Raw genomic sequence first — 24,176 nt, 5'->3', positions numbered from 1 at the left:
ACCAACAACAAGGGAGAAGAGAGATGGCGAAAGGATACTGGATTGGACGCGTCGATGTTCATAATGAAGAGGGCTACAAGCCCTACATGGCGGCCAACCCCGCCATCTTCCAGAAATTCGGCGGCAAGTTCATCGTGCGCGGCGGCAAGTTCACCGGCGTGGAGGGCCAGAGCCGCTCGCGCAATGTCGTGATCGAGTTCCCGGACTACGACACCGCGCTCGCTTGCTACAATTCGCCCGAATACCAGGCCAACATCAAGGTGCGGCAGCCGCATTCGATCGCCGATCTCATCATCATTGAGGGGCACGACAGCCCGTAGCCCGGACATCGGGGCAGCCGCTCGCTTGCCGGAACAGCCGTGGATGTCGCCCGTTTAAGCATAATTCCAGCCCGGAAAAGCGGTTTCCCCTTTTCCGGCTCATGCTTTATACGGCGGTGAGAGGTGAGCCATGGCTGACATGCGTCTGATTGTTGCGGGAGCCGGCGGCCGGATGGGCCGCACGCTGACGCGGGTGATTTCCGAAACCCCGGGGGCGGTGCTGGTCGGCGCGCTGGAGGCGCCGGGCTCGGAGCTGCTCGGCAAGGACGCCGGCGTACTTGCCGGCCTTCCCGCCAATGACGTCGAGCTGTCGGCCGATCTGTGGTCGATGTCGGCCGGCGCCGACGGCATCCTGGATTTCACCGTGCCGGCCGCGACCATCGCCAATGTCGCGATCGCGGCCGAGCGCGGCCTGGTCCATGTCATCGGCACCACCGGCCTGTCGCAGTCCGACGATGCGGTGATCCGCAGCGTCACCGATCGCGCCATTGTGGTGAAGTCGGGCAATATGAGCCTCGGCGTCAATCTGCTCGCAGTGCTGGTCAAGCGCGTCGCGCAATCGCTCGACCAGAGTTTTGACATCGAAATTCTCGAGATGCACCACAAGTCCAAGATCGATGCGCCGTCGGGCACCGCCCTGATGCTCGGCGAAGCCGCCGCGGCGGGACGCGGAATCGCGCTGGATCAGCATTCGGCGCGCGGCCGCGATGGCCTGACCGGCGCGCGGCGTGCCGGCGATATCGGCTTTGCCTCGCTGCGCGGCGGCACCGCAGCGGGCGATCACAGCGTGATCTTTGCCGGTCCCTCGGAGCGCATCACGCTGTCGCATCATGCCGAGGACCGCGCGCTGTTCGCGCAGGGCGCGCTTAAGGCGGCGCTGTGGGCGCACGGCAAGAAGCCCGGCATGTATTCGATGACCGATGTTCTCGGATTGAGCGACTGAACCGCTCGACGGGACAAAATCCAGCCAAGCGAAAACGGAATCTGAAATGAGTGATCGTCTTCTTGTGCTCGTTCGTCATGGTCAGAGCGAATGGAATCTGAAGAACCTGTTCACCGGGTGGAAAGACCCTGATCTCACCGAGCAGGGCGTTGCCGAGGCCAAGGACGCCGGCCGCAAGCTGAAGGCGCAGGGCCTGTCGTTCGACGTCGCCTTCACCTCCGACCTCACCCGCGCGCAGCACACGCTGAAGCTGATGCTGGCCGAGATCGGCCAGACCGGATTGCCGACCACGGAAAATCTCGCGCTCAACGAGCGCGACTATGGCGATCTCTCCGGCCTCAACAAGGACGACGCCCGCAAGAAATGGGGCGAGGACCAGGTCCTGGTCTGGCGTCGTTCCTATGACGTGCCGCCGCCCGGCGGCGAAAGCCTGAAGGACACGCTGGCGCGCACGCTACCCTACTATGTCCAGGAGATCCTGCCCGGCGTGCTGCGCGGCCAGCGCACGCTGATCGCCGCCCACGGCAATTCGCTGCGCGCGCTGATCATGGTGCTGGAGAAGCTGACGCCGGAGCAGATCCTCAAGCGCGAGCTCGCAACCGGCGCGCCGGTGGTCTATCGGCTCAATGCCGATTCCACCGTTGCCTCCAAGGTCGATCTCGCGGCGTAGCTTAGTGCAATCCCACCTGGCCGGCTTCCCAGCCCAGCATCGCCTGCTTGCGGGTGATGCCCCAGTGGTAGCCGGTCAGCGCGCCGCTCTTGCCGAGTGCGCGATGGCAGGGCACCACGAACGACACGGGATTGCGGCCGACCGCGGCACCGACGGCGCGCGAGGCCTTTGGGTTGCTGATCTTGCAGGCGATATCGGAATAGCTCACCGCGCGGCCCATCGGAACCTTGAGCAGCGTTTCCCACACCCGCACCTCGAAATCGGTGCCGATCAGGACGACGCGCAGCGGCTGGTCTGCCCGCCACAACCTTGTATCGAACACGCGCTGCGCCAAAGCGGTGGTGCCGTCGGTGTCCTCGACATAGGTCGCATTCGGCCAGCGCCGCTTCATGTCGGCGAACGCGGTTGGCTCGTCGCCGGGATCGGCGAAGGCAAGCCCCGCGAGCCCGCGGTCTGTCGCGATCACGATCGCGGTGCCGAACGGCGAGGGGTGGAAGCCGTAGCGCAACGTCATGCCGCCACCGCCGGTCTTCCATTCGCCGGGCGACATCGCCTCGTGCGTGACGAACAGATCGTGCAGCCGTCCCGGGCCTGAGAGGCCGGAGTCGAGTGCCGCGTCGAGCACGCTGGCGGAATCGCGCAGCAGGTTCTTGGCGTGATCCAGGGTCAGCGCCTGCATGAAGGCCTTCGGCGTCAGCCCGGCCCAGCGGCGGAACAGATGGTGCAGTTCATCCGGCGTGACGGCGGCGGCGTCGGCCATCGCTTCGATGGTCGGCTGCGTGCGCCAATGTTCCGAGATGAACGCGATGGCGCGCCGCACCGAATCGTAGTCGCGCAGCGCGGCGCTCTGGAGGCCCGGCTTGGCCAGGCGCTGGTCATGTATGGCGAGTGTCATCATGGTGTCTGATTTAGGAGCCATGGCGCATCCAAACCACCCGATTTCTGACAAGCATGATCCGGAAAAGTGGAGACCGGTTTTCCGACAAGATCATGCTCAAAAACAAGTTCGCTCAAGCGATGGGGTTGTAAGTCGGGCCGCGTTTCGCGGCGTTGAGCGCCGCCGTCAAGGCTTTGGAGAAGCTAGCCTTTTCGTCCGGACCCAGGAAGCTGCCGACGCTGACCCGGCGGCCCCGGGATACCAGGTAAAGCCGCTCAATGCCGAACTCCTCATGCGAGATCTGTTCGAACCGCACCCAGAGCGGATTGAGCACCCATTCCGCGACATGGCCGCGGTGGCTGATCCTGCGCACCCGCAGTTCCGAGGGCGTGACGGTGATCTCCTCGCTCGCTTTGGCGGTGCGGAAATTGACCTTGAACGCCCAATAGATCACCAGCGCGTCGAGGCAGAAGAAGCCGAAGATCGGCCAGGCGCCCAGCCACCAGAACACCGCGCCGGCGACGAAGCTGACCGCGGTGACGAACGACATCAGCACGATAAAGCCTGATCGGTTCAGCGAGCGGTGCGGCGTCAGCAGCGCCGAGAACAGCTTCGGCTCGGCCCCAGCGTCATCCGCCTCGAGGTCGTTGACCCTGAGGTCTTCGCTGGGATCAAAGTCGTTGCCTGCGGTCATGGCGTATCAGTATATCCGGTTCATGGCCAAAATCATCCGCCCTCAACGCGCCAGCACGTCAAGCGTCCGGTCCGCGCCAAAGAACAAGGCCGCGAAAGCGGCAAAGCCGCTGCCCAAACGCGCGGCAACGAAGGGGGCCAAGAAGCCTGCCAAGAAAACCGCCAAGAGAACCGCAAAGTCAAAGCCGTGGACGGCGGAGGAGGTCTACGAGGCCTTCGACCGGTTCCGCAAAGCCAATCCCGAGCCGAAGGGCGAGCTCGAGCATCTCAATCCCTACACGCTGCTGGTTGCGGTGGTGCTGTCGGCGCAGGCGACCGATGCTGGCGTCAACAAGGCGACGAGGGCGCTGTTTGCGGTCGCCGACACGCCGGAGAAGATGCTTGCGCTCGGCGAAGACAGAGTGCGCGACTACATCAAGACCGTCGGGCTCTATCGCAACAAGGCCAGGAACGTCATCGCGCTCTCGGAAAAGCTGATCGCCGAATTCGGCGGCGAGGTGCCGCGCACCCGCGCCGAGATCGAGTCACTGCCCGGCGCCGGCCGCAAGACCGCGAATGTCGTGCTCAATATGGCGTTCGGCGAACACACGATGGCGGTCGATACCCACGTGTTTCGCGTCGGCAACCGCACCGGACTCGCGCCGGGCAACACCCCGCTCGAAGTCGAGCTCGGGCTGGAGCAGGTGATTCCCTCTGAGTTCATGCTGCACGCCCATCACTGGCTGATCCTGCATGGCCGCTATACCTGCCTCGCCCGTGGGCCGCGTTGCGAAGTGTGCCTGATCAATGATCTCTGCCGATGGCCGGAAAAGACCGTCTGAGGCATGATCGTCATCATGTGCTAAGTGGCGAGCCCGGCGTTCGGCGCGTGTGATTGAGGGAGTGTGGTGTGGCAGAGCAGGTTCAAGATGGTCCGTCACAAGCCAGCCAGACAGCGCCTGCTCCGACCGCGGCGCCGGCAAAGCCGCAGCCTGCGGCAAGCGGCTTTTGGGGCCGCTTCGCAATTCCGCTGTTTGCGGTGCTCAGCGCGCTGGTGTTCGTCGCGGTGGCGACGACGCATTGGGACTCCTGGGTCGGCAGTGCCACGATCCAGACCACCAATGACGCCTATGTGCGCGCCGAGCTGACCCAGCTGTCCAGCCGCGTGTCCGGCGAAGTGCTCACCGTCGCCGTATCCGATTTCCAGCGCGTCAAGACCAGCGACCTGTTGGTGCAGATCGACCCCGCCGACTACGAGGCGCAGGTTGCACAGGCCGAGGCCGGCGTGGTCGGTGCGCAGGCCGCGCTCGACAACCTCAACAACCAGGTCGAGCTGCAATACGCGACCATCGCGCAGGCCGAGGCCTCGCGGCTATCCGCGGAGGCGCAGCAGACCCTGGCGCGCCAGGAGGAGGAGCGCCAGCAGTCGCTGTCGCAAACCGATGCCGGCACGCGGCAGCGGCTCGAGCAGGCGACCGCATCTTACGCCAAGGCGGAGGCCGATGTGCGCGCCAGCCGCGCGGTGATCGCAGCGCAGCGCCATCAGCTCGAGGTTCTGCAGGGCACCAAGAAGCAACGCGCCGCCGATCTCGACGCCGCCAAGGCGCTGCTCGCGTCGGCCAAGCTCAAGCTCGGATATACCAGGATCGTCGCGCCGTTCGACGGCGTCACTGGCGAGCGCCAGGTGCAACCGGGTGACTACGTCAACATCGGCACCAATCTGATCAATGTCGTGCCGCTGCCGAACGTCTATGTGATCGCCAACTATAAGGAAACCCAGCTGACCAACGTCAAGCCGGGCCAGCCGGTCGAGGTCACCGTAGACACATTCTCCGGCCAGACGTTGCGCGGCGTCGTCGAGCGCATCGCGCCGGCAAGTGGATCGCAATTCGCGCTGCTGCCGCCCGACAACGCCACCGGCAATTTCACCAAGGTGGTGCAGCGCATCCCGGTGCGTATCCAGTTCGACAAGGGCCAACCGCTGCTCGAGCGCCTGCTGCCGGGCATGTCGGTCGTCACCCGGATCAACACCGGCGAGGCGGTCGCCAATGGCGGAAAGTGACGACCGTAACCGCGGTCCGGTCTCGCGCGGCGACGTCGCGCGCTATCCGCTGTTCGCCGTCGTCGCCGTGCTGCTCGGCGCGTTCCTGGCGAATTTCGACAGCCGCCTGACCTCGGTCGGCCTGCCCGACCTGCGTGGCGCGTTCTCGCTCGGCTTCGACGAGGGCGCCTGGCTCTCGACCGCGGCCATCGGCTCGCAGATCTTCGTCGCGCCCGCGGTGGCCTGGCTCGCCACCGTGTTCGGCCTGCGCCGCGTGCTCGGGATTCCGAGCCTGATCTATGCCGTGGTCTCGCTGACCATCCCGTTCGTGCACGACTACACGACGCTGATCCTGCTCAGCATCGCCCACGGCATGCTGCTCGGCACCTTCGTGCCGGCGACGCTGATGATCATCCTGCGCAACCTGCCGATCCGCTGGTGGCTGCCTGCGATCGCGATGTATTCAATCCGTGTCGGCTTCGCGCTGGACTCGTCGAGCTCGCTGGTCGGATTCTATGTCGAGCACCTCGGCTGGCAGTGGCTGTACTGGCAGGGTGTGGTGGTCGCGCCGCTGATGGGATTGATGGTGTATCTCGGCACCCCGAATGAGCCGGTCAATCGCGACCTGCTGCACCATGCCGATTGGGGCGGCATGCTGCTGCTCGGCGCCGGGATGTCGATGGTCTATGCCGGGCTCGATCAGGGCAACCGGCTGGACTGGCTGTCGTCGGGCACCGTGATGGCGCTGCTGGTCGGCGGCGGGATCTTGATCATCGCCTTCATGATCAACGAGACGTTGGTGCGCCGGCCCTGGGCGCATTTCAACGTGCTGTTCTCGCGCAATATCGGGCTCTCGCTGATCGTCATCCTGCTTTACACGCTGACCAGCCTGTCGAATTCGTCGCTGGTGCCGAACTTCCTCGGCACCGTCGGTTCGCTGCGGCCGGAGCAGTCAGGCGTGCTGCTGTTTACCCATGGTGCGCTGCCGATGTTCGTGCTGGTGCCGATCTCGATTGTCCTGCTCCGCCACCTCGATCCGCGCGTTGTCGTGGTGCTCGGGTTCTCGGCGTTCGCAGCGGCCAATCTCTGGGGCACGCAGCTGAGCCATGTCTGGGCGCGGGAGGATTTCATCGGCATCGTCCTGCTCACGTCAGTGGGGCAGGCGTTCACGCTGCTGCCGATCATCATCATGGCGCTGTCCAATTCCGATCCGTCGCGAGCGACCGCGTTCGCGGCCTATATCCAGATCATGCGGCTCGGTGGCGCCGAGATCGGCATCGCATTGATGGGCACCTGGCTGCGGGTCCGCGAGCAGATCCATTCGAATTATCTCGGACAGCATGTCCAGAACGGCGATGTCGACGTCGTGAACCTGTTAAAGCGGTTGACCGGTGAATTTTCCGGCCACGGCATGGGGGCGGCGATGGGGCGGGCCGTCGGCACGCTCGCGGCGCTGGTGCAGCGCGAGGCCAACACGCTCGCCTATATAGACGGCTTCTGGCTGTGCTTCTGGCTCGCGATGCTGGCGCTGGTCCTGGTCGCCCTGATCACGCGCGCGCCGCAGGGTCCCTTGTCACCTGTGCCGCTTGGCTTCCTGAAGACCGTGATGCGCAAGCCAGACGCCGCCGCTTCCTGACCGACGCCTGCATCATCTGATTTGCGCAAGACGCGGCATCGAGATCGCGACGGCTCGCTGCCGCGAGGTTCAACTTTTAGTGAATGCGGGACGCCACTGACGGCGTGGGTGTCTGAAATATTTTGCTCATCGCGTGGTTCCACAAGCGGGGGAATTGGAGCCACGATGACAGATCTAGAGCAGACGGCCGCGCTTGTTTCCATGGCGACGGCGGTTCCACCGCATCTATTTCATCAAGGGCAAGTCCTGCAGGCCGCGCGCAACCTTCTCGCCGATCGCTATCCCGAATTCGAGACGCTCTCCAGCCTGTTCGCCAACACCGGCATCCAGCGTCGCTACGGCGTCAAGCCGATCGAATGGTATCTCGAGCGGCGCAATTGGCCGGAGCGGACGCTGGCGTTCCTCGAAGGCGCGGAAGCGCTGTTCGTCGACGTCGCCCGTAAGGCGATTGCGCGTGCAGACCTAGCCGGCAGCGATATCGATATCGTCGTTACGGTGTGCTCGACCGGAATCGCGACGCCGACACTGGAGGCGCGCGTCGCGGGTAAGCTCGGCCTGCGGCCGGACGTCTCGCGGGTGCCGGTGTTCGGCCTCGGCTGCGCCGGCGGCGTGTCGGGCCTGTCGATCGCGGCGCGGCTGGCGGAAGCGCGGCCCGGTACGAACGTGCTGCTGGTTGCGCTCGAGCTCTGCACGCTCGCGGTCCGGCACGATGAGCTCACCAAGGCAAACATCGTTGCCGCCAGTCTGTTCGGCGACGGCGCCGCCGCGATCGTGCTGCGCGCCGGGGACGGCGGTGCGACGCGGATCGAGGCGGCGGGCGAAAGGCTGTGGGCGGATACGCTCGACATCATGGGCTGGACGGTCGATCCGGAAGGGTTCGGTGTCGTCTTTCAGCGCACCATTCCAGCTTTCATCCGCGACAATCTCGGGCCGGCCGTTGCAGAAATTCTGGTGCGGATGGGTCTGACGGCCGGTGATATCGACCGCTTCCTCTGCCATCCCGGCGGCTCCAAGGTCATCGCCGCGCTGGAGCGGGCGCTCGCGCTCGATCAGGGCACGCTCGATCACGAACGCGACGTCATCGCGGCTTGCGGCAACATGTCGGCCCCGACGGTGCTCTTTGTCCTCGAACGCGCCTACGCCAAGGGATTGCCGCCGCGCTCGCTGCTCACCGCGCTCGGGCCGGGCTTCACGCTCAGCTGCGTTGCGCTCAGGCACACGGCGTGAGCACCGCTTCGATCATCCTTGCGCTGGTCTGCTTGCAGCGTCTCGGCGAGCTCGTGCTGTCACGCCGAAACACGGCGCGGCTTCTGGCGCGAGGCGCGATCGAAGTCGGCGCCGGTCACTACCCGCTCATCGCGCTGGTTCACGCCGGCTGGCTGACCGCGCTGTGGATCTGGGGCCGCGACCAGGACGTCAACCAGGCCATGCTCGCGGCCTTTCTGGTGCTGCAAGGCTTGCGGCTGTGGATTCTCGCCGTGCTCGGACCGCGCTGGACCACGCGGATCATCGTGTTGCCGGGCGCACCTCTGGTCGCATCCGGGCCTTACCGGTTTCTCCCGCATCCAAACTATGCCGTTGTTCTCGGTGAGATCGCGCTGCTTCCGCTCGCGCTGCATCTGCCTGGGTTGGCGTTGATTTTCACCGTGCTCAATCTCGCGGTGCTTGCGATCCGAATTCGCGCCGAGAGTCGTGCTCTCTCGGTTGCGGACTGGCCGCGCGTCAGCACGCCATGAGCGACCGTACGGATCACCCAACGGACAGCCCATCGGCTGCGACCTGGGCCGGCTTCCTCCTGATGTGCCTCGGCATGTTCATGGCGATCCTCGACATCCAGGTCGTCGCGACTTCGCTGCCGACAATCCAGCGCGCGCTTGCGATCTCGCCTTCCGCGATGAGCTGGATCCAGACCGCCTATCTGATCGCCGAGGTGATCGCGATCCCGCTGACCGGCCTGTTCACCCATGTGCTGTCGTTGCGATGGCTGTTCGTCATCGCCGTGAGCCTGTTCACCATCACGTCCGTCGGCTGCGCTTTCAGCGGCGGATTTGCCGTGCTGTTGATATTTCGCGTGTTACAGGGATTTTCCGGTGGCGTCCTGATCCCCGTGGTGTTCTCCGCTGTGTTCACGCTGTTTCCGGCGCGCCTTCATGCCGTGGTGACCACGATTGGCGGCGTCGTCGCGGTGCTTGCACCAACCGTTGGACCTGTCGTCGGCGGCTGGATCACGCAGACCTGGTCGTGGCCGTGGCTGTTCCTGATCAATCTGGTTCCGGGAACGATTGCGGCCGCGCTCACATCGTTGCTGCTTCCGACGGAAGGGGTACATCTCCGCGCGTTCTCCAGGCTGGACAAATGGTCGCTCGTGCTGCTCGCGGCGGCACTCGCAAGCTTCATGATCGGCCTGAAGGAGGCGCCGCAGCGGGGTTGGCTCTCGATGCTGTGCACAAGCTTGCTGATCGGAAGCGTTGCCGGGATGGCGCTGCTGGTCTGGCGCACGCTCCGCGCGGCGTATCCGATTGCGCAATTGAGCCTGTTCAGGCGGCGTTCGTTCGCGGTCGGTTGCGGCCTGAGCTTCTGCCTCGGCATCGGCCTGTACGGATCGACCTACCTGATGCCGGTCTTTCTCGGTTTTGTCCGTCGCCATGACGCCTTCGAGATCGGCACCATCATGCTGGTCACGGGAGTTGCGCAGCTTATCGCCGCGCCGCTTGCGACAATCCTTGAGGGCCGCGTCGGCGCGCTTGTATTGACCGGTACAGGCTTCGCGTTGTTCGCGCTCGGTCTCGGATTGAGCGCCTTCCAACCCCGTACGGCGGATTTCGGCGAAATGTTCTGGCCGCAGATCGTGCGCGGCCTCGCGATCATGTTCTGCCTGCTGCCGCCGACGCGCATTGCGCTGGGCGCCCTGCCGGACGCGGAAGTTGCCGACGCCAGCGGACTGTTCAACCTGATGCGCAATCTGGGTGGCGCGATCGGGATCGCTCTGATCGATACGATCCTCTACGGCCGGAGCTGGAGCTATGGCGAGGATCTTCGAGTGCGCTTGCTGGCAGGGGATGTCACCGCGGCGCAGGCGATCGGGCTCGATCCGAAGTTACTCCTCGACCGTCTGCCGGGTTTGCCAGACGAGGCGACAGTCGCGTTTATCCGGCCGCTAGTCGAGCGGGCATCGCTCGCGCTCACCGTCAACGAGGCATGGGCGATGCTTGCTTGCGTGGCGCTGGTCGGGCTCCTGCTGGTGCCATTGGCGCGCGATCCGGCGCCCGCATCGCCGCTGGTGCCTCCGGATGCGAGCTAGACCGAGGGCACGTTGCTTCGCTGCGCGGGCTCGATCAGCTCGCGCCGCGGGCCCGACAGCCGCTTGTACATGTGCACCATGAAGGCCATGCCGAACAGCGGCGTCGCCAGATTGACGATCGGGATCGAGACGAAGCCTGCGATGAACAGGCCTGCGGTGAACACCGTCGCAGCATTCTCCTTGCGCATCGCCTTGGCGTCCGCCGGCGAGCGGAACCGCATCGCCGCGAGCTCGAAATATTCGCGGCCCAGCAGCCAGGCGGTCGCGATGAAGAAGATGATGAAGCCCGCGCCCGCGAACAGCACGAACGGCAGCGCGACCAGATAGACCAGCACCGTCAGTAGCGCCGTCTTGACGCCCTCGATCGTCGCGAGCGTGACGGGCAGCGCCGTGCCGGGATGGTCGGCCGGATAGTGCTCGCGCTCGACATGATCGGCGACGTCGTCGACAAACAGGCTCGCCACCAGCGAAGTGATCGCGGGCATCAGGAAGATGCCGCCGAGCACGACGCCAAGGCCCGCCGAGATCGAGATGACCCAGGACAGCACGTGCAGCGTGGAATGGAAGTTGGGACCGAGCATGCCTTCGGCCCAGATCTCGCCATAGTCGGCAAACCAGCTCAGCAACCGCTGCAATCCGATTGCCAGCACGGTGATCAGCACCAGCGCAAGCAAGATCGAACGCCACAGGATCGTGCGCATCGGCGGCGACAGGATTTGCGAAAGCGCCTTGACGGCGGCGTCGAACATGACTGGGTTACCTCTGCCAAATGACGAGCGAGAGGTAGACGCCCAATATGGCTTCGGCAAGTGCCGTTCGTGTCGCGGTTAGAGCGTTTTCGAGCGAAGTGGATACCGGTTCGCGCGAAGAAAACGCGTCAAAAGAGATCTGGAGCATTTCGGTTCTGATCTAATCAGGACCGAAATGCTCTAGGTGTCCAGCGGCTTGCCGCGGACCGCGGGTCCCCAGACACCGATGGCAATGATCACGATGACCATCGCCGCGGTGATCAGGCCGAACACCCCGCTGACGCCGGCGTCCTTCAGCATGAACGCCACGATAAAGCCGGAGAAGGTCGCGCTGAGGCGGCTCATCGAATAGACCAGCCCCGCGGCGCGGGCCCGGATCGCGGTCGGGAACACCTCGGTCTGATAGGCGTGGTAGGCGTAGGACAGCGTCATGTTGGCCCCGGTCACCAGCACGCCGCTGGCGATCAGCAGCAGGGGCTCGGTGAGCTGCGCGAACGCAAGGCCGAACGCCGAGATCGCGGCGGCGGCGCCGCAGATGATCCATTTGCGCTCGAAGCGGTCGGCAAAGGTTGCGGCCAAGAGAGGCGCGAGCGGATAGGCGAACGCAATGATGAAGGAATATTGCAGGCTCTTGGTGACGTTGATGCCCTTCTCGACCAGGAGCGCCGGAACCCAGTTGGAGAAGCCGTAGACGCCGAACGCCTGACAGAAATTGAAGATCATGAAGAGCACGACCAACGAAACGTAGGGCGGCCTGAACAGGTCGGCATAGCCGGTCTCGACCGGCGCGCGTGCCGGCACCATCGCAACCGCGGGGACGGGGCGCGGAGCGGCCGTACCTGATGCAGCCTCGAGCGTCCGCATGATCTTCTCGGCCTCGGCAACGCGGCCATGGCGAGCCAGCCAGAGCGGACTTTCCGGCACGTAGAGCCGCAGCACCCAGATGATCATGCTGGCGGCGGCGCCGATCAGCACCACCCAGCGCCAGCCGTCGATGCCGTAAGGCGTCAGCGGCACCAGCCACCAAGACAATGCGGCGACGATCGGCACCGCCGACAGCATCACCGCCTGGTTGATCGCAAATGCCCGGCCGCGCATCCAGCTCGGCACCAGCTCGGTGATGTAGGCGTCGATGGTGATGACCTCGATGCCGATCCCGATTCCGGCGATGAAGCGCCACAGCAGCAGGCCGCCAGGGGTGGTCTGGCACGCCATGACTACCGACGCCGCGCTGTAGAACAGCAGCGAATAAGTGAAGACCACCTTGCGCCCGTAGCGATCGGCGAGGAAGCCGAGGCAGAAGGTGCCGATGAACAGGCCGGCGAAAGTCGCCGCGACGAAGGCGCCGATGCCGGAGAAGCCGAAGAAAGCCTGCGTCGTGGTGGTCATCAGCCCGCTGCGGGCGAGGCCCGGCGCGATATAGCCGGTGAAGAACAGATCGTAGATTTCGAAGCAGCCGCCGAGCGAGAGCAGGATCACCAGCCGCCAGACATAGCCGGAGGCGGGCAGCGCCTCGAGTCGTCGCGAGATCTCGTCCGGCCCGCTTGTCGTGCGGGCATGCTCGATCGCAGAGCCGACGTCGATGGCGCTCATTCCGCTCCTCCCCGGGTGCTCCAACGGCAGCCCTTCTTGGGAAGGCGTACCGGTCAGGTCATGTTTGGCAGCCGGGAGCCAGAAATCCAGACGAACATATCGAAGGAATCGTTCGATATTTTCGATGTCAGATGAGGAGCGTCGCCTCCCAGGCGCCGCGGCCCACCTGGTCTGCGACCAGAGCGCGGATCAGCCGGCACATTTCCTCCATGACATAGGTCATCGGGCGGTTGCGCAAGCGGCAGAGATAAAGCGTGCGGGTCAGTTTTGGCTCGACGACCTCGCGCGCGACCAGCAACCGTGCCTTCAACGGCTCGCTGACGAAGTGCGTCGTCGCGATCGTGCAGCCCAGGCCGGCGGTGAGCGCGCCGATCATGCCGCTGGTCGAATTGAGATGCATGATCGCATTGGCCTCCAGCCGTTTCAGCGGTACGGGATCGTCCAGCAGCGCACGCGCCGACAGCCCGTGCCGCAGCAGGATCAGCGGCAGCTGCGCGACCTCCTCGAAGCTGATCGGGATTTTCTTGCCGATCAGCTTCTCGGTGCCGACGCAAAACATCTGCTCCTCCAGCACCGGCTCGGCGATCAGGTCCTTGTCCGACGGCGGGTTATAGACCAGCGCGAGATCGACCTCGGAGCTCATCAGATGCAGCAGCGTCGCGCCGGAAAGACTCTCGGTCAGCGACAGCTTCAGGTTCGGATATTTCGCCAGCACGGTGCGCATCAGCGGCACGCCGATCGCCTTCATCCCGGAATTGGCCATGCCGATCGAGATGTCGCCGGCAATAGCGCTGCCGCCGTCCTTGATCTCGCGTTCGGCCGCCGCCATCGCGCGCAAGATGATGCGGGCATGCTCGTAGAGCCGCTCGCCCGCCGCGGTCGGTTCCATGCCGCGCGGCTTGCGGTCGAACAGCGGCGTGGCGAATTCCGCTTCGAGATTGGCGATGTGGTGGCTGAGCGCGGATTGCGCGACATTGGCCTGATCCGCCGCCCGCGACAGGTTGCGCTGCTCGTAAACCGCGATGAAATAGCGAAGCTGGCGCGAATCCATGAAGGTCGAGCGTTCTAGAGCCACGAATGCACTATTCGACAGATTATATTTTTCAGATAGCGTGTGGAAGCCTAACTTGCGCCGATCACTCAAAACGAGCGCAACGAGCACGGAGAAATCGATGACCGGGAGCGGACTGCCGCTGGAAGGCGTGAGGGTCGTCGAGATGACCCACATGGTGATGGGGCCGACCTGCGGGATGATCCTGGCGCAACTCGGCGCCGAGGTGATCAAGGTCGAGCCTCCCGCCGGCGACAAGACCCGCTCGCTCGGCGGCATGGGCGTCTCGTTCTTCCCGCTGTTCAATCGCGGCAAGCGCAGCACTGTGCTCGATTTCGCCAAGCCCGAGGACCGCGACACGATGCACCGGCTGCTCGCCAGCGCCGACGTGTTCCTGGAGAATTTTCGCGATGGCCAGCTCGACAAGCAGGGTCTTGGCGCCGCGGAGCTGCGCGCGAAGTATCCGCATCTCATCATCGCCGGCCACAAGGGGTTTCTCTCCGGCCCCTACGATCATCGCCCGGCGCTCGACGAGGTCGTGCAGATGATGTCGGGACTCGCTGCGATGACCGGCACGCGCGACAAGCCGCAGCGCGTCGGCTCGTCCGCCAACGACATCATGGGCGGCATGTTCGGCGTGATCTCGATCCTCGCCGCGCTCTATCAGAAGCGTGGCGGCAACAGGAACGGCGCCGACATCCGCATCGGCCTGTTCGAGAATTGCCTGTTCCTGGTCGCGCAGCACATGGTCGAGTACGAGATGACTGGGCGCAAGCCGCGCTCGATGCCGGAGCGCGAACACGCCTGGCCGATCTACGACATCTTCGACGCCGCCGGCGGCGATCGCATCTTCATCGGGGTCGTTACCGAAGGTCATTGGCAGAGCTTCTGCCGCGAGTTTGGTCTAACGGAATTCGCCGACGATCCGACGCTGCGCTCTACCACGGACCGCATCATGGCGCGGGACCGGATCATTCCGCGTGTCGCCGAGGTGATCAAAGGCTGGAACGTGGCCGATCTCTCGGCCAGGCTCGACGCGCTCAACATCTGCTTCTCGCCGATCAATCGGCCGGAGGATCTGCTGCAGGACCCGCATGTGCTGCGGCCCGGCGGACTCGTCAACAACGTCAATGCCGACGGCAAGCCGTTCCGCGTCCCCGCCCTGCCGCTCGAATGGAACGGCCGCAATATCGGCGAAGGCCTGAAAGTGCCGGTGCTGGGCGCCGACACCGACGAGGTGCGCGCCGAGCTCGCACAACGCAATATCTCATCAACCGGAAATGCTGCGTGAGGCTGACCATGACCCGCGTCCACGACATCTATCCCAGCGACAAGGTAATCCTGCGCGAAGTCGGCCTGCGCGACGGCCTGCAGCTTGTGAAGACATTCCCGTCGACCGCTGCGAAGCAGAGTTGGGTGCGCGACGAATATGCCGCCGGCGTCAGGCATTTCGAGGTCGGCTCGTTCCTGCCGGCCAAGACCTTCCCGCAATTCGTCGATGTCCGCGACGTGGTCGCCACCATCGCCGCGCTGCCCGGCGCGCATGGCGTCGCGCTGGCGCTGAACGAGCGCGGCGTCAACGAGGCGCTGGCCTCCGGCGTCGCCGAGATCGCCTCGGTGGTGTCGGCGACCGAGGAGCACAGCCAGGCCAATGCCAATCGCTCGCGCGAGTCTGCGATCGAGAACATCAAGCGCCTCTGCGAGCTGCGCGATGCGAGTGCGCACAAGCCGGTGGTCAATGCCGCCATCTCGATGGCGCTGGGGTGCTCGATCGTGGGTGCCGTCGATCCCAAGGAAGTGTTGCGTCTCACCGAGCAGCTCTATGAGGCCGGCGTCGACATGGTCGCGATTGCCGATACCGTCGGCTATGCCGGGCCGAAGCAGGTCGGCGAGCTGACCCGGGGCGCGGTGAAGATCGCCGGTGCCAAGCCGGTCTGCGTTCATCTGCACGACACGCGCGGCATGGGCATCGCCAACGCCTCCGCCGCGCTCGACGAGGGCGCCCGCGTGCTCGACGGCTCGCTCGGCGGCCTCGGCGGCTGCCCGTTCGCGCCGGGCGCCACCGGCAATGTCGTGTTCGAGGATCTCGTCTTCCTCTGTGAGAGCAAGGGGTTTCCGACCGGCATCGATCTTGATCGGCTGGTTACGGTGCGCGCGATCCTGAAAGCCGAGATGCCGAACGAGCAGCTCTATGGCGGCCTCGCCCGCGCCGGCCTGCCGCGCGGCGCCAAGGCGAAGGCGGCGTAGCTCGTCAGCCAGACCGACCGGCGCACCGTCTATGGCCTTGATGTCAACCACGCCGTCGATGTGAGCGTCGGCGGCATCGATACCCAGACCCGGGTCGGCGTGCAGACCCGCTACGACAACATCAATGTCGGCCTGTTCAAGACCGCGCAGCGTGAGATCCTCTCCATCGTGCGCAACGATCAGGTGCAGGAGGGCAGTGTCGCGCTGTGGGCCGATACCACGGCGCGCTGGACCGACTGGCTGCGCACCACGGTCGGGATCCGCGAGGATTATTTCGCAGGTCACGTGCTGAGCGACACGCCGCAGAATTCCGGCAACGAGCAGGCGGCGATGACGAGCCCGAAGGCTGGCATCGCGCTCGGTCCCTGGGTCAAGACCGAGTTCTACGGCAATGCCGGCTTCGGCCTGCACTCCAACGATATCAGGGGTGCGACCATCACGGTCGATCCCAACGACAAGGTTAGGCCCCTCGATCGGGTGCCGCTGCTGGTGCGCTCGAAGGACGCCGAGCTCGGCATCCGCACCAGGGCGATCGACGGCCTCACCTCGTCGTTCGCACTGTTCGTGCTCGATTTCGATTCCGAGCTGCTGTTCGTCGGCGATGCCGGCACCACCGAACCGAGCCGGCCGAGCCGGCGCATGGGCGTCGAGTGGACCAACCAGTACAGGCTGCTGCCGTGGATGAGCCTCGATTTCGATCTCGCCTACACCCGCGCGCGCTTCACTGATTTCGATCCGGCCGGCAACTACATTCCGGGTGCACCTAGCTGGGTCGCCAGTGGCGGCGTCACCTTCGGCCGCAAGACCGGGTCGTTCGGCAGCCTGCGCGCCCGCTATTTCGGTCCGCGTCCACTGATCGAGGACGATAGCGTCCGCTCGCTGTCGTCGTTTATCGTCAACGCCCGCGCCGGCTACAAATTCGACAACGGGATGCGGCTGCAGCTCGACGTCCTCAATCTCTTCAATGCACAGACCGACCAGATCGAATGCTACTATCTGTCGCGGTTGCCGGGCGAACCGATCGACGGCGTCGCCGACCGCCACGTGCATCCCGCCGAGCCGCTTGCCGTCCGGCTGACCCTGGCGGCAACGTTCTGATCAGTCGTGGGCGCGTCGGCTCGAGCTGAAATCCTCGACATCGGGGTGCGCAGCGGGTGTTTCGCGGTAGGGCGGAACGATCAGCATTACGACCCGCCGAGTCTGGCCGGGCCTGCCCAGCAGCGTCGCCTGGGCATCGAACTCGGAGCGAATGACGTCGGTCGCGCGCAACGTTATGCGTTGCATCCAGTTCAGGCAATCCAGCTGATCGGCGAAGCACAGTGCGGCCCAGCCGCGATCGAGCGTGGTCTTGCGCGGCAAGCCCCAGGTGTACTGATAGGCAAACGGCCGCGCGTAGAACGGGTGGTCCGGACTATAGAAGGCCGTAGCGAAGGCGAGCGCGTCGTCGCCGCTGACGGCGGCAAGCGGCGTTCCGGCGACGTCGCGCCATCGTGCGGTCAGCTCCGCCGCGACCGCGTGGTAGAAGCCGCGCCCTTCGCCATAGCCATAGAGGTTGCGATAGTGCGCATGGAGCGGGGCGCCGCCGCCGATCGCGAGAACAGCGATCCCCGCCACCATGACGGTCAGGTTGACCGTATAGAAGCGCTCGATCGGATAGCTCGTGCCGCACACGATCAGGACGATGAACAGGAACAGGCCCTGCACCGCCCAGAGCGAGGGTAGGTCGGTGCCGACCGCAAGCGAAACGATCATCGGAAACAGGATAGTCCCGATTGCGACCAGCAGCAGCAAGCGGAGCCCGGCGCTCATCACGCCGAAATCCGCCGGCAGCCGCGCCAACCGCGGGCCGGCCATGAACACCCAGGTCACGGCCGCAACCGAGAGCGCCGCGATCAGCCCCAGGATGAAATAGAGCACCTCACTCAGCGCAGCGACATGGTCGGCGCCGGCATGCGCAAGCGCATAGTCGAACGTGGGCGCGCCTGTCGTCGCGAGCCAGCGCAGATGCGGGCCAAGCACGAGCATTCCTGCCAGCGTCGAGATCCAGGGCGAGGCCGACAGCAGGTAGCGGCGGCGATTCGGATGCAGCACGGCCGCGAAGACAAAGCTTGCGACCAGAAAGACCGAATAATATTTGCCGAGCATGGCGAGCGCGCCGGCCGCGCCGGCCGCGATAGCCCAGCCGAGCCGCCTTGGTGCGTCGAACGCACGCAGGAAGCAGTAGGTCGCCAGCGGCCAGGATGCCAGCAGCACCATGTTCGCGTTGAAGCGCTGAGCGTGGAATTGATAGACCGGCAGCAGCATCGCCAGCAGAAGGACGATCACCCGTTTCTCACCGCGGACAAAGCGGCGCGAGATCAGGTCGACGGTCCACAGCGCCACGGCTGCGTTGACCATCGCCATCAGCTGCAGCGACCAATCGGTCAGGGGGAAGACCGCAGTCCATCCCCGCGCGATCCAGCCCATCAACGGCGGATGCTTGGGATATCCCCATGCGAGGTGGCGGCCGAGCGTCCAGGTCTCGAGCACGTCGGGATGCAGGCCGGCGCCGAGATAGGCGATGACAAGATACACCGTCCAGATCGCGACAAAGAGGGCGAGCAGAAGCGGAATCGACCAGCCGGTCTCGATTCCCTCCAGCCAAATGATGAACGGACGGCGCCACCGCGCCGGATCTTTCTCCGACGCTGCAGCCATCGCCGAGAAATCGATGATCGAAAACACCGTAAAACTACCGAATGAGAGCTAGCCTGAAGCGCGTGCACCCTAGTGATGCAACAGCAAGAACTCAACGTCGAAGCCGGACGACGAGACGGGTTCCAGATCGTGGTTGACGCGGCCGACGCTCGATGTGTCGGGCCCGACATCGATGCCTGTCACACCGGCGCAGTCTCTGCCGTCGTCACTTCCGCAGCCGGAAGCGTCGCCTCTTCGTCAATCGTTTCAGGAACGAGCGGCGGCGACTTATATTCTGGAAACACACCGAATTCGCCCGCTACCTCCTGGAGCGGCTTCTGCTTGTCGGCCCAGTGCAGCGCTGTGTAGTCAAATCCGTGTACGATGGTGGGTTTGACGATTTCGAAATAGGGCGAGATGTCGAAGTCGCGCGGCATGTAGAGCGAGGAATCGCGGATATGCAGGATCTCGCGGCGCGCCTTGCGGCTGGCGGCGCGCGTGATCTTCGGCAGGATCGGATAGCGCACGGCGTCGAACGCCTGCGCGATCAGTGCCGAGCAGATGATCTTGGTCGGATCGCCGGAGCCGAATGCGATCATGCGGCGCCGCCAGCGCTGCGGGATCGGCAGCGGAAACAGGTAGCGCGCGAGATCGACGATGTTCTTGGTGTCGTAGCCGAAGCCGATGCGGTTGATGGCGTAGCGGCACACGGTGGTGCGGTCCTCGAAGGACAGTCCGACCGGCCGGCACAGGCGGGTGTGATAGGCGAGATATTTCGACAGCGGCGCCGAGGTCACGCCATCGCCGATATTGGCCTCGATCAGCACATGCTGTTCGCCGTCAGGCTCGAACGCACCCTCGATCGGTCCGACAAACAGCGCGGCGTGCGACCAGGTCGATTGCGTGAGGTATTTGATGATGCCGGAAATGCGGTTGTTGCCTTCGACCAGCAGCACATCGCCGGGTTGCATGATGCCCCGCAGATGGTCCGGATCGCTCGGCGTGAACGGCTCGTAACCGGGGACTTCCTTCTGCAGGTACCCCGCGATCCATTTACCGACGGTATCGAGCACTACGCCCATGGATTCCCCCCAGCGGTTCTACGACCGCTTCGTTTGACTTAATCATGGTCGCAAGCCGTTGCAATTTAGTTCATGCCATCAGCGGATCAATCATGATTGATTTACCATGACGGTTGCTGCGGTCGGTGAGATGCGGCACAGTTCGCGAAGCGTTCCCGTTCTCTGCAAGTCCCCGGAAACCATGCCAAAAGCTATGTCATGACAGTGACCCGCCGCGATTTCCTGTCGGGGTCCGCAGCTCTCGCGCTGGCGCCTGCGCTCGGCGGCCGGGCTGTTGCTGCGCCGCTGCCGCGCGAGGCCGACATCGTCGTGATCGGCGCCGGTGCCGCGGGCATTGCCGCGGCGCGACGGATCGCAGCGGCGAACCGCAAGGTGATCGTGGTGGAGGCGTCCGGCCAGGTCGGCGGCCGCTGCCAGACCGATGCATCGACATTCGACGTGCCGTTCGACCGCGGCGCGCGCTGGATGCACAATCCCGAAACCAATCCGATGATCCGGCTGGCGCGCTCCGCGGGCCTCGACATCGTCACGGCGCCCGCAGGCCAGAAGATCCGCATCGGGCGGCGTTACGCTCGTCCCGGCGAGACCGAGGAATTTTTGGCGGCGCTGGTGCGCGCCAATCGCGCCATCGACGACGCCTCGCGCAAGGCCGATATCGCCTGTGCCGCTGCGATGCCGAAGGATCTCGGCGATTGGACCGGCACCGCGGAATTCCTGCTCGGCGCCAATTTCAGCGGCAAGGATCTGAAGGATCTCTCGGCCGCCGACAAGGCCCGCGCGCAGGATCGCAACACCGCGATCGCGTGCCGGCAGGGGCTCGGCGCATTGATCGCAAAGCTCGGCGAGCAGCTGCCGCTGGCGCTGTCGACGCCGGCGCAGCGCATCCTGTGGAGCAATCGCGACGTGACGGTCGAGACGTCCTCCGGCAAGATTGTCGCGCGCGCCGCCATCGTCACGGTGTCGAGCAACGTGCTCGCGAGCGGCAATATCAAGTTTGCGCCCGAGTTGCCGAAGCGCGCGCTCGACGCCTCGGCAAAGCTCGGCCTCGGCAGCTACGATCGCATCGCGCTGCAGATCCCCGGCAATCCGCTCGGGCTGTCGCGCGATGACGTCATCATCGAGCAGAGCAATTCGACCAAAACGGCTTTGCTCTACGGCAATATCGCCGGCTCCTCGCTGTGCACGATCGACGTCGCCGGATCGTTCGGCCGCGACCTGTCCGCGCAGGGCGAGAAGGCAATGTCCACCTTCGCGGTGGAATGGCTGACCAGGCTCTATGGCAGCGAGGTCGGCGCCGCCGTGAAGAAGACCAGCGCGACGCGCTGGAATGCATCGCCGTTCATCCTCGGCGCGATGTCGGCAGCAGTACCCGGCGCGCAATTCTCCCGCAGGATCCTGACCGAGCCGATCGGTGCGATGTATCTCGCGGGCGAGGCCACGCATGAGACGCTGTGGGGCACCGTCGATGGCGCCTGGGAGAGCGGCGAGCGCGCCGCGGATGCCGCGCTGCGCAGGATCGGCGGGGTGAAGGATACGACGCCGGAGCCTGCAGCTCCCGCCGCAAAACACAAGCGCCGCGCGCCGCCGCGCTCCGCCGGACCGATGAATTGATGGTCGGGTAAGATCAGATTTCGTGAACCGCATTAGTCCGGGTTCTCGACTCAAGATGTCAAACAACGTGGTGTCGTCACCCGCGTCCGCGATTGCGGACGTGCGGCGTGCGCCTTCGGCTAATCCGCCCTCCGGACCTGCTGCGTCTCGCTAGCTCGCCAGCGCCATCCCCGCTTCATCCAGCGTCTGCAGGAATCCGTGCTCGATCACGGCATTCCTGCCGCGGCGCTTGGCGGCGTAGAGGGCGGCGTCCGCGGCTTCGATCAGATCGCCGGGGCGCTGGGTCTCGTTCGGCTTGGTCGTTGCGACGCCGACGCTGACCGTCACGACGCAATAGCTCGAGGGCGCATGCGGCACGGCGAGGCCGAGCACCGCGGTGCGCACGGTCTCGCCGATCGCCAGCGCATGCGCGGCATCGGTGTTCGGCAATAGCAGACAGAATTCCTCGCCGCCATAGCGGCCGGCAAAGCCCATCGTGTCGGCGGCGATGGCGGCCAGGGTTTCGCCGATTCGCGTGAGGCAAGCGTCGCCTTCGGGATGGCCGTAAGTGTCGTTGTAGAGCTTGAAGTGATCGACATCGATCATCATCAACGACAGCTCGCAATGATATTGCTGCGCCCGCATCCATTCGAGATCGAGCCGGCTCTGGAAGCCGCGGCGGTTGGCGAGGCCGGACAGCGCGTCGATCGAAGCCATCACGGTGAGACGATCGTTGGACGCGACGAGCTCGCGCTCGCGCTGGCTGAGCTGCGCCGCCATCGCGTTGAACGCGCGCGCCAGCGGCACGAATTCCGACGGCAGCTTGTGCTTGGCGACGCGCGCCGACCAATCGCCCTCGCCGAACCGCCGCGCCATGCCCGTCATCAGCTCGATCGGGTGGATGACGAGCCGCTCCGCGCCGACGAGCGCACCCAGCAAAACGAAAAGGCAAACGAAACCGAGCTGCAGATAGGCGGTGCGGATCTCGCGGTTGATCGCCGCCGTCACCTTGGCTTCATCCATGCTGACGATCAGCCGGGATTGCGTGCCGGCGATGCGGGCGAAGCTCAGCGTGCGCTGTGCGCCGTCGGACGCCGTGAACGACACCGAGCCGGACGGCTCGTCGTAGCTCAGCGCCTTTTCCGCAATCGCCGACATCAATGGGATGTTGTCGAGCGAGCGGCCGATCAGGCTTGCCTGATCAGCGGGTGCTGCGACCACGACGCCGGTGCTGTCGACCAGCACGGCCGACATGCCGGGCTGACCGCCGAGATTGGCCATGATCTGCGACAGCCAGTCGATGTTGATGCCGGCGACGACGACGGAATCCAGCTCCGGATTGATCGCGGCCACCGGATAGGCCGCCATCATCATCGGCCGGCCGTTGGTCCTGCCGCGCAGATAGTCGCTGAACACGAAGCCGCGGTTGTCCTGCGCCTTCTTGAAATACTCGCGGTCGCCGAGATCGAGCCCGACCTGGCTGTTGAGCGTGGAACACTGCACCAGTCCGTCCCTGGAGACGAACATGATGCTGCGGATCCATGGCAGGACCGTCGGCAGGCTGGCGCGCAGCACCTCGCAGCTCTGCGCGATGCCGCTGGCGGCGCGGATATAGGCGGCGGATTTCAGCATAGTCTCGACCGAGGAGACCACCTCGCGCTGGGTCTCGGCGGCGTGCGCGGTGAGGTTGGCATAGCCGGCCGCGGCCTGCGCGATCTGCTTGCTGCGGGAATCTTCCAGCGTGCGGACGCGGTCGAGCATCAGCGGGGCGACCAGCATCAGCGCAAGCAAGGCCAGCCGGGCACGAATTCCCAGAACCTTCTTGAGTCTGACCCGGTTGCGGTTGAAAGTGACGCCCGACATTCTATTCCCTTGCCCGTGCGCAGGGTAAAATGAAGGGCTTCAAAAAGCCTTTCCCGAATTTGGTAAAATTCGAGCCAACCCCCGCACCTGTCAGAGAACGGCACAAGCATGACACAAAGCCCGACCGCGCCGTTATCGGCTGATTCACCACACGGCCTCGCCGCCGTGGAGCAGGAGATCGCGCATGCCTGCAAGGAAGCGCGGCGCGACCGCGCCTCGGTGACGCTGATCGCGGTGTCGAAGACCTTCGCGGCCGATGCAATTTTGCCGATTATCGGCGCCGGACAGCGCGTGTTTGGCGAAAATCGCGTGCAGGAGGCCAAGGGCAAGTGGCCCGAGTTAACCCGGGCTAACCCGGGACTGAAGCTGCATCTGATCGGGCCGCTGCAGTCGAACAAGGCCAAGGAGGCGGTCGCGCTGTTCGATGCGATCCATTCGGTCGACCGCGCGAGCATTTGCGAAGCGTTAGCCAAGGAAATCAAATCTCAGCAGAAGCACCCGGAACTGTTTGTCCAGATCAATACTGGCGAGGAGCCGCAGAAGGCCGGCGTCGCGCCGCAGGACGCCGATACCTTCATCGCGGCCTGCCGCGAGAAGTATGGCCTTCAGATTTCAGGACTGATGTGCATCCCGCCGGTCGACCAGGCCCCGGCGCCGCACTTCGCGCTGTGCGCCAAGATCGCCGCGCGCAATGGGCTAAAGAATCTGTCGATGGGCATGAGTGCGGATTTCGCGGTGGCGATCCAGATGGGCGCCACCCACGTACGGGTGGGGTCGGCGATCTTCGGGACGAGGACGGTGCCGCATATCTAACTGTCGTCCCTGCTTGCGCAGGGACGACAGCGGTGTGCAGCGAGCGCACCAC

21 protein-coding genes and 1 pseudogene are annotated in these 24,176 nt (G+C 64.9%); 14 read left to right on the top strand and 8 right to left on the bottom strand.

The genetic code is table 11. The features are described from left to right. The first annotated feature begins 23 nt into the window (after positions 1–23). The 3 genes from ABIB78_RS29910 (at position 24) to ABIB78_RS29900 (ending at position 1,933) form a co-directional block, all read left to right on the top strand. Positions 24–320 carry a DUF1330 domain-containing protein gene (locus ABIB78_RS29910; RefSeq protein WP_429031052.1) on the top strand — a complete coding sequence of 99 codons (297 nt, stop codon included), beginning with the start codon at positions 24–26 and terminating at the stop codon, positions 318–320. Positions 321–450: 130 nt separating this feature from the next. Beyond that, positions 451–1,263, top strand: coding sequence for a 4-hydroxy-tetrahydrodipicolinate reductase (dapB, locus tag ABIB78_RS29905; protein WP_429031049.1), 813 nt, complete (start codon positions 451–453; stop codon positions 1,261–1,263). A gap of 46 nt (positions 1,264–1,309) precedes the next feature. After that, positions 1,310–1,933 carry a 2,3-bisphosphoglycerate-dependent phosphoglycerate mutase gene (locus ABIB78_RS29900; protein WP_429031047.1) on the top strand — a complete coding sequence of 208 codons (624 nt, stop codon included), beginning with the start codon at positions 1,310–1,312 and terminating at the stop codon, positions 1,931–1,933. Position 1,934: 1 nt separating this feature from the next. Here ABIB78_RS29900 and ABIB78_RS29895 read toward each other — a convergent pair whose 3' ends face one another. Both ABIB78_RS29895 and ABIB78_RS29890 read right to left on the bottom strand, forming a co-directional pair. Then, a complete protein-coding gene (locus ABIB78_RS29895) occupies positions 1,935–2,831 on the bottom strand; it encodes a methylated-DNA--[protein]-cysteine S-methyltransferase (protein WP_429031178.1) in 897 nt (298 codons plus the stop codon). 112 nt (positions 2,832–2,943) lie between these two features. Continuing rightward, the gene (locus ABIB78_RS29890) at positions 2,944–3,504 is read right to left on the bottom strand and encodes a DUF2244 domain-containing protein (protein WP_429031044.1); all 561 of its coding nucleotides are present in this window, start codon (positions 3,502–3,504) and stop codon (positions 2,944–2,946) included. A gap of 22 nt (positions 3,505–3,526) precedes the next feature. Between ABIB78_RS29890 and nth the strand changes: the two genes are divergently transcribed. The 6 genes from nth to ABIB78_RS29860 all read left to right on the top strand — a co-directional run bounded on the left by nth (position 3,527) and on the right by ABIB78_RS29860 (position 10,460). Continuing rightward, positions 3,527–4,324 carry an endonuclease III gene (gene nth / locus ABIB78_RS29885; protein WP_429031043.1) on the top strand — a complete coding sequence of 266 codons (798 nt, stop codon included), beginning with the start codon at positions 3,527–3,529 and terminating at the stop codon, positions 4,322–4,324. A 68-nt stretch (positions 4,325–4,392) separates the two neighbouring features. Continuing rightward, the gene (locus tag ABIB78_RS29880; RefSeq protein WP_429031040.1) at positions 4,393–5,544 is read left to right on the top strand and encodes an HlyD family secretion protein; all 1,152 of its coding nucleotides are present in this window, start codon (positions 4,393–4,395) and stop codon (positions 5,542–5,544) included. Further along, positions 5,531–7,159 (top strand): MFS transporter, encoded by a 1,629-nt coding sequence (locus tag ABIB78_RS29875; protein WP_429031038.1) that lies wholly within the window; start codon positions 5,531–5,533, stop codon positions 7,157–7,159. The genes ABIB78_RS29880 and ABIB78_RS29875 overlap by 14 nt, the downstream gene beginning before the upstream one ends. 165 nt (positions 7,160–7,324) lie before the next feature. Continuing rightward, positions 7,325–8,386, top strand: a complete 1,062-nt coding sequence (locus tag ABIB78_RS29870; RefSeq protein WP_429031037.1) for a type III polyketide synthase — start codon at positions 7,325–7,327, stop codon at positions 8,384–8,386. After that, positions 8,383–8,895, top strand: a complete 513-nt coding sequence (locus tag ABIB78_RS29865) for an isoprenylcysteine carboxyl methyltransferase family protein (RefSeq protein WP_429031035.1) — start codon at positions 8,383–8,385, stop codon at positions 8,893–8,895. The genes ABIB78_RS29870 and ABIB78_RS29865 overlap by 4 nt, the downstream gene beginning before the upstream one ends. Then, complete coding sequence (locus ABIB78_RS29860) at positions 8,892–10,460, top strand: DHA2 family efflux MFS transporter permease subunit (RefSeq protein ID WP_429031032.1); 1,569 nt, start codon at positions 8,892–8,894, stop codon at positions 10,458–10,460. Before ABIB78_RS29865 ends, ABIB78_RS29860 begins: the two co-directional genes overlap by 4 nt. Here ABIB78_RS29860 and ABIB78_RS29855 read toward each other — a convergent pair. The 3 genes from ABIB78_RS29855 to ABIB78_RS29845 form a co-directional block, all read right to left on the bottom strand. Continuing rightward, positions 10,457–11,209 (bottom strand): sulfate transporter family protein, encoded by a 753-nt coding sequence (locus tag ABIB78_RS29855; protein WP_429031029.1) that lies wholly within the window; start codon positions 11,207–11,209, stop codon positions 10,457–10,459. The genes ABIB78_RS29860 and ABIB78_RS29855 overlap by 4 nt on opposite strands. 180 nt (positions 11,210–11,389) lie before the next feature. After that, a complete protein-coding gene (locus ABIB78_RS29850) occupies positions 11,390–12,802 on the bottom strand; it encodes an MFS transporter (RefSeq protein ID WP_429031027.1) in 1,413 nt (470 codons plus the stop codon). Positions 12,803–12,929: 127 nt separating this feature from the next. Next, entirely contained in the window at positions 12,930–13,853 is a 924-nt protein-coding gene (locus ABIB78_RS29845; protein ID WP_429031176.1) for a LysR family transcriptional regulator, read from the bottom strand. A 121-nt stretch (positions 13,854–13,974) separates the two neighbouring features. On the opposite strand from ABIB78_RS29845, the gene ABIB78_RS29840 reads away from it, so the two are divergent. From ABIB78_RS29840 to ABIB78_RS29830, 3 genes and pseudogenes are all read left to right on the top strand, one after another. Beyond that, positions 13,975–15,144 carry a CaiB/BaiF CoA transferase family protein gene (locus ABIB78_RS29840; protein WP_429031025.1) on the top strand — a complete coding sequence of 390 codons (1,170 nt, stop codon included), beginning with the start codon at positions 13,975–13,977 and terminating at the stop codon, positions 15,142–15,144. Positions 15,145–15,152: 8 nt separating this feature from the next. Then, the gene (locus ABIB78_RS29835; protein WP_429031023.1) at positions 15,153–16,100 is read left to right on the top strand and encodes a hydroxymethylglutaryl-CoA lyase; all 948 of its coding nucleotides are present in this window, start codon (positions 15,153–15,155) and stop codon (positions 16,098–16,100) included. Positions 16,101–16,145: 45 nt separating this feature from the next. Further along, positions 16,146–17,198 (top strand): annotated as a pseudogene (locus tag ABIB78_RS29830) (TonB-dependent receptor); the annotation flags it as partial. Here ABIB78_RS29830 and ABIB78_RS29825 read toward each other — a convergent pair. Together ABIB78_RS29825 and ABIB78_RS29820 are read right to left on the bottom strand one after the other, a co-directional pair. After that, the gene (locus ABIB78_RS29825) at positions 17,199–18,797 is read right to left on the bottom strand and encodes a glycosyltransferase family 39 protein (RefSeq protein WP_429031020.1); all 1,599 of its coding nucleotides are present in this window, start codon (positions 18,795–18,797) and stop codon (positions 17,199–17,201) included. Positions 18,798–18,976: 179 nt separating this feature from the next. Then, positions 18,977–19,858, bottom strand: a complete 882-nt coding sequence (locus ABIB78_RS29820) for a YiiX/YebB-like N1pC/P60 family cysteine hydrolase (RefSeq protein WP_429031018.1) — start codon at positions 19,856–19,858, stop codon at positions 18,977–18,979. A 198-nt stretch (positions 19,859–20,056) separates the two neighbouring features. Here ABIB78_RS29820 and ABIB78_RS29815 point away from each other — a divergent pair, with 198 nt between their 5' ends. Beyond that, the gene (locus ABIB78_RS29815; protein WP_429031016.1) at positions 20,057–21,469 is read left to right on the top strand and encodes a flavin monoamine oxidase family protein; all 1,413 of its coding nucleotides are present in this window, start codon (positions 20,057–20,059) and stop codon (positions 21,467–21,469) included. A gap of 150 nt (positions 21,470–21,619) precedes the next feature. Here ABIB78_RS29815 and ABIB78_RS29810 read toward each other — a convergent pair whose 3' ends face one another. Further along, positions 21,620–23,311, bottom strand: coding sequence for a sensor domain-containing diguanylate cyclase (locus ABIB78_RS29810; protein ID WP_429031014.1), 1,692 nt, complete (start codon positions 23,309–23,311; stop codon positions 21,620–21,622). Between the two features lie 108 nt (positions 23,312–23,419). Between ABIB78_RS29810 and ABIB78_RS29805 the strand changes: the two genes are divergently transcribed. Further along, positions 23,420–24,124 (top strand): YggS family pyridoxal phosphate-dependent enzyme, encoded by a 705-nt coding sequence (locus ABIB78_RS29805; protein WP_429031012.1) that lies wholly within the window; start codon positions 23,420–23,422, stop codon positions 24,122–24,124. The last annotated feature ends 52 nt before the right edge of the window (positions 24,125–24,176 follow it).

This window comes from Bradyrhizobium sp. I1.14.4, assembly GCF_050435825.1.
Classification (GTDB): domain Bacteria; phylum Pseudomonadota; class Alphaproteobacteria; order Rhizobiales; family Xanthobacteraceae; genus Bradyrhizobium.
This window is presented reverse-complemented; position numbering and strand designations above follow the sequence as displayed.

What these genes read in the sequence shown, in the direction of transcription:
- ABIB78_RS29840 (WP_429031025.1), top strand. Translation starts at nt 13,975, where the DNA reads ATGACCGGGAGCGGACTGCCGCTGGAAGGCGTGAGGGTCGTCGAGATG.
- ABIB78_RS29900 (WP_429031047.1), top strand. Translation starts at nt 1,310, where the DNA reads ATGAGTGATCGTCTTCTTGTGCTCGTTCGTCATGGTCAGAGCGAATGG.
- ABIB78_RS29825 (WP_429031020.1), bottom strand. Translation starts at nt 18,797, where the DNA reads ATGGCTGCAGCGTCGGAGAAAGATCCGGCGCGGTGGCGCCGTCCGTTC.
- ABIB78_RS29875 (WP_429031038.1), top strand. Translation starts at nt 5,531, where the DNA reads ATGGCGGAAAGTGACGACCGTAACCGCGGTCCGGTCTCGCGCGGCGAC.
- ABIB78_RS29845 (WP_429031176.1), bottom strand. Translation starts at nt 13,853, where the DNA reads ATGGATTCGCGCCAGCTTCGCTATTTCATCGCGGTTTACGAGCAGCGC.
- nth (WP_429031043.1), top strand. Translation starts at nt 3,527, where the DNA reads ATGGCCAAAATCATCCGCCCTCAACGCGCCAGCACGTCAAGCGTCCGG.
- ABIB78_RS29870 (WP_429031037.1), top strand. Translation starts at nt 7,325, where the DNA reads ATGACAGATCTAGAGCAGACGGCCGCGCTTGTTTCCATGGCGACGGCG.
- ABIB78_RS29850 (WP_429031027.1), bottom strand. Translation starts at nt 12,802, where the DNA reads ATGAGCGCCATCGACGTCGGCTCTGCGATCGAGCATGCCCGCACGACA.
- ABIB78_RS29815 (WP_429031016.1), top strand. Translation starts at nt 20,057, where the DNA reads ATGACAGTGACCCGCCGCGATTTCCTGTCGGGGTCCGCAGCTCTCGCG.
- ABIB78_RS29860 (WP_429031032.1), top strand. Translation starts at nt 8,892, where the DNA reads ATGAGCGACCGTACGGATCACCCAACGGACAGCCCATCGGCTGCGACC.
- ABIB78_RS29890 (WP_429031044.1), bottom strand. Translation starts at nt 3,504, where the DNA reads ATGACCGCAGGCAACGACTTTGATCCCAGCGAAGACCTCAGGGTCAAC.
- ABIB78_RS29820 (WP_429031018.1), bottom strand. Translation starts at nt 19,858, where the DNA reads ATGGGCGTAGTGCTCGATACCGTCGGTAAATGGATCGCGGGGTACCTG.
- dapB (WP_429031049.1), top strand. Translation starts at nt 451, where the DNA reads ATGGCTGACATGCGTCTGATTGTTGCGGGAGCCGGCGGCCGGATGGGC.
- ABIB78_RS29835 (WP_429031023.1), top strand. Translation starts at nt 15,153, where the DNA reads ATGACCCGCGTCCACGACATCTATCCCAGCGACAAGGTAATCCTGCGC.
- ABIB78_RS29910 (WP_429031052.1), top strand. Translation starts at nt 24, where the DNA reads ATGGCGAAAGGATACTGGATTGGACGCGTCGATGTTCATAATGAAGAG.
- ABIB78_RS29810 (WP_429031014.1), bottom strand. Translation starts at nt 23,311, where the DNA reads ATGTCGGGCGTCACTTTCAACCGCAACCGGGTCAGACTCAAGAAGGTT.
- ABIB78_RS29855 (WP_429031029.1), bottom strand. Translation starts at nt 11,209, where the DNA reads ATGTTCGACGCCGCCGTCAAGGCGCTTTCGCAAATCCTGTCGCCGCCG.
- ABIB78_RS29805 (WP_429031012.1), top strand. Translation starts at nt 23,420, where the DNA reads ATGACACAAAGCCCGACCGCGCCGTTATCGGCTGATTCACCACACGGC.
- ABIB78_RS29895 (WP_429031178.1), bottom strand. Translation starts at nt 2,831, where the DNA reads ATGATGACACTCGCCATACATGACCAGCGCCTGGCCAAGCCGGGCCTC.